At 67.8% G+C, this 4,037-nt stretch carries 4 protein-coding genes; 1 reads left to right on the forward strand and 3 read right to left on the reverse strand.

The genetic code is table 11. The features are described 5' to 3' along the window. Positions 1-127 precede the first annotated feature (127 nt). The 3 genes from QH276_RS22480 to QH276_RS22490 all read right to left on the reverse strand — a co-directional run bounded on the left by QH276_RS22480 (position 128) and on the right by QH276_RS22490 (position 2,682). Positions 128-1,336: a glycosyltransferase family 4 protein gene (locus tag QH276_RS22480; RefSeq protein WP_280402582.1), complete on the reverse strand. Its 1,209-nt coding sequence runs from the start codon at positions 1,334-1,336 to the stop codon at positions 128-130. A 214-nt stretch (positions 1,337-1,550) separates the two neighbouring features. After that, complete coding sequence (locus tag QH276_RS22485) at positions 1,551-1,856, reverse strand: hypothetical protein (protein ID WP_280402568.1); 306 nt, start codon at positions 1,854-1,856, stop codon at positions 1,551-1,553. 220 nt (positions 1,857-2,076) lie between these two features. Continuing rightward, positions 2,077-2,682, reverse strand: a complete 606-nt coding sequence (locus QH276_RS22490; RefSeq protein ID WP_280402581.1) for a cyclodeaminase/cyclohydrolase family protein — start codon at positions 2,680-2,682, stop codon at positions 2,077-2,079. Between the two features lie 186 nt (positions 2,683-2,868). Here QH276_RS22490 and QH276_RS22495 point away from each other — a divergent pair, with 186 nt between their 5' ends. After that, positions 2,869-3,909: an LLM class F420-dependent oxidoreductase gene (locus QH276_RS22495; protein WP_280402567.1), complete on the forward strand. Its 1,041-nt coding sequence runs from the start codon at positions 2,869-2,871 to the stop codon at positions 3,907-3,909. Positions 3,910-4,037 lie beyond the last annotated feature (128 nt).

The raw sequence follows: 4,037 nt of genomic DNA on the forward strand, positions 1-4,037 counted from the left end.
GCCCCTCATTTATAACCGCCGGGGGGGGGGCAAACCCTCCTGGCCCTCCCCCCGCCCGGGGCCCCCCCCCCCCCGCCCCCGTGCCGGGGGCCGGGCTGGCCGGAGTTGAGAATTCTCGGCGGTGCGTTCATGCCCTACTCCATACCGGTGTCGTGCCGGCGTCGGCGCGGATCGCGGGTACCGCGGCGCGGCGCGTACCGACGGCGGACAGTGTCTGGCCCCTGCTGTGGGCGTCGTCCCACGCTTCGAGTATGCGGTAATACGCGGCCTCGTAGCCCGCACCGAGCTGATCCACGCCGAAATAATCCTCGACGCGGCGCCGGCAGGCGTGCGGATCCAGTTCGCCGGCTTTGGCGATGGCGGCGGGCAATTCGTCCGGGTGGTCGCAGATGATGCCGGTGACACCGTCTTCGATCACCTCCTCCACCGCACCGCCGCGCAACGCCACCACCGGGGTACCGCAGGCCATCGCCTCGATCATCACGATGCCGAACGGCTCCTCCCAGCGGATCGGGAACAGCAGGCAGCGTGCGCCCGCGAGCAGTTCCCGTTTGGCGACCGCATCGGCTTCCCCGAAGATGTGGTCGGTATCGGTGAGCAGCGGTTCGATCTCCTTGGCGAAGAACGCTTTCTCCGGCGGCTCATTGCATTTACCGGCGAGGATGAGCTTGATACCCGCCTCGTGTGCGGCCCGCAGGGCCAGCTGGGGTCCCTTGTAGGGCGCGTAGCGGCCGAGGAACAGCGCGTAGTCCTGCTTTTCGGTGCGGAACGGCCATTCACTGGGGCGCAGTGCGTTGTGCACGCGGCCGATCCAGTTGAAACTCGGCGCGAGTTCCCGCTGCCGGTCGCTGATCGCGATGAGGCGGGTGTGTTCGTCGAGCGCGCCGTAGTACTCCCACATATCGTTGTCGACCGGCCCGTGCACGGTGACGGCGGTCGGGATGCCCAGGTTCTCGTAGGCCGGGGCGTTGAGCGGGCCGGCGAAAGTGTGGTCGTGGATGATGTCGATATGCCGGGAGCGGGCCAGTTTCTCGACCATGCGCCGCACCTTCAGGGCATTGACGACCTCGGGGAACGGGTCGCCCAGGCGTTCGGCCTGCAGAGACTCCCAGACCGGGACGAATTCGGCATCCGTACCGGGCTTTCCGGCGCCCAGTAGCGTCACCCGGTGCCCGCGCGCGACCAGCGTGTCGGCGAGTTCGGCCACCACGGCCTCGACACCGCCGTAACCGGCCGGGGGCACATCGAAATACGGGGGCGCGACCAGGACGATGTTCAGCGGGTGGTTACGTCCGGCTCCGCCGAACCGGGCGCGCCGGGGTTTTCGCGCCGGGATATCCGATTCGGATTCCGTATTCGTGAATATGGTGCTCAACTTTCCTCCTTGATTAGTGGCCGCACGACATATGTCGCTCGCCGCCCAGCCAATGGGTGGAGCTGCTCGAGAACCATTCATTGAGAGCACGGTGGTGCTGTCGGAAGCACGCCGGCAGAACACCGGCGGGAAAGATGCGCGACAGGCCGGTGAACGTGGCTGCCGCGCCGGGAAATCAATCGCCGCGATGGGCCGAGCGGCCGGGCGAAATACCGAAAGCGGACCGGTTCGGTAGTGCGCCGAGGGCGCCGTCCGGTGCGACGCCGAAGGCGAGGGTCAGACCGGCCCGTCTGCGGACCAGGCATTCGGGAGAACAGAGTCTGTGGATATCGTGGGCGCGCCGGGCCTGGCCAGGCGTCAAGACCCCGGGATCCGCCGAACAGTCGGCGATATTGGAGACGACTCCTTGTTCGGTGATGACATCGATACCCGGCTCGGAGTCTTCCGCCGCGGCCGGCGTCGATGTGTACCCGATCCTCACCGTTACCTCCTGCACTCGTCGAGCTGGAGCAAACAGTTCCCGGCCGCCGGTACCTCCGCCGGCCGGTCTAGCTGATGGTGCCTGGGTCGAGCGGTGGAGCAGTATGAAAATCTCCGAACGCCGCCCATTCTACGCGTGCCGTCTTCTTCATAGAATCTCGAATAATCCCAGTTCGGCATATACCTGGTTAATTCGCGCGTGCGGATATGTGCACGTGTTTTCACCCGGCGCGGACGGCATGGAGCACTTCCTGATGTAGGGAATCCGCCCGGGCGGTGATTTCCGAGATCCGGCCCAGTACCTCGGTGAATGCCGCGGTTCGCTCGGCCGGCAGCGAACCCAGATTGATCTCGATATTCAGTTGTGAGGTCACCGCCGCGGCGCGTGCGGCAGCACCGGCGGCGCCGATATCGGTGACTACATTCGGATTTCCGATCGGCAGCAATTCGGTTGCCAAGACCAGGATCCCGTCGGCCTCGTCGACCACCGCCGCGGGCACCCGCGCGGCTTCCAGCAGGGCGGCCTCGATCGCCGCGCCGCGCTGCGCCGATTCCTGTTCGGTGTCCTTGGGCAGCTTGTAGGCCGCGCCCACCGCGGTGAACGCGGCGGCATCGGCGTCGGCGAGTGCGAGCGCTCGTTCCCTGGCCGAGTCGGCGGCCTCGATGATCCGGTCGACAACCGGCCGATGCTCGGCATCCTTGGCGCGCGTGGTGTACCGCGCGACCATCGCCACCAGGGCGGCGCCTTGGGCCGCATGCAGTGCAGCGACCGCGCCGCCACCCGGTGCCGGCACCTTCGCCGCGAGTTCGCCCAGGTAGCCGCCGATGGGTGACTCGCCGAAACCGGTGGCGGTGGACTCGGGCGCTTCGGGGGACTGCGACACGATCAGGCCTTTCTCGACACGGTAGCTCGAAGTTAGCTGCACTGCGCACGGGGTAACTGCCCTCAACCTACCGCGTCCCCCGGCGTGGCCGGTGCCGGGCCACCCCGTAGGCGGGTTTATGTTGAGGGCATGCGGATCGGATTGAGTATCAACTATTCGGGCGGCTTCACCGAAGCCGCGGCCGAAGTGGCCGATTTGGAACGGGCCGGCCTGGACATCGTCTTCGTCCCCGAGGCGTACTCGTTCGACGCGGTCAGTGCGCTGGGCTACCTCGCGGCCAAAACCTCGCGGCTCCAACTGGCCTCGGGAATCATGCAGCTCTACACCCGGACCCCCACCCTCACCGCGATGACCGCGGCGGGCCTGGATTTCGTCTCCGACGGCCGCTTCGTGCTGGGTCTGGGTGCCTCCGGCCCGCAGGTCATCGAGGGCTTCCACGGGGTCCCCTACGACGCGCCGATCGGGCGCACCCGCGAACTCGTCGAGATCTGCCGCAAGGTGTGGCGCCGGGAACGGCTCACCTACCAGGGCAAGTACTACCAGATCCCGCTGCCCGAGGGCGCGGGCACCGGCCTCGGCAAACCGCTGAAACTGATCAACCACCCGGTCCGCGAACGTATTCCGGTGCTGCTGGCGGCGCTGGGTCCCAAGAACGTCGCGCTGGCCGCGGAAATCGCCGAAGGCTGGCAGCCGATCTTCTTCCTGCCCGAACGCGCCGACGCTGTGTTCGGGGACGCCCTGCGCGCCGGAAAAGAGCGGCGCGATCCCGAACTCGGTCCGCTCGACGTCTACGCCGGCCCGGCGCTGGCCATCGGTGAGAACGTGGAACCGCTGCTGGAGTTCGTCAAACCCATGCTCGCGCTCTACATCGGCGGAATGGGCGCCAAGGGCAAGAATTTCTACCACACCCTCGCCACCAAGTACGGCTACGGTGCCGAAGCCGACCGGATCCAGGAGCTGTACCTGGCCGGGAAGAAGGACGAGGCGGCCCGGGTGGTACCCGACCAGCTCGTCCGGGACGTATCCCTGATCGGCCCGGCCGGGTATGTGAAGGAGCGGATCGCCGCGTTCGCCGAAGCCGGGGTCACGGTGCTGAACGTCGCCCCGCTCGCGGCCACACCGGCCGATCGTGTGGCACTGATCGAACAGCTGCGCACACTGTGCGACTGACTCGATAAGGACCCGTGGCCGGGCGCGGCCGATGCCCCCGCCGCGCCTCCCGCCGGGCAGCCGAGCCCGGGCGCGCGGAGAGGCGGGCCGCGCCCCCGTCCGGTCGCCGGGGTGCCCTCCGACACCGG

The sequence above is a fragment of the Nocardia carnea genome (genome assembly GCF_029869215.1).
GTDB lineage: Bacteria > Actinomycetota > Actinomycetes > Mycobacteriales > Mycobacteriaceae > Nocardia > Nocardia carnea_B.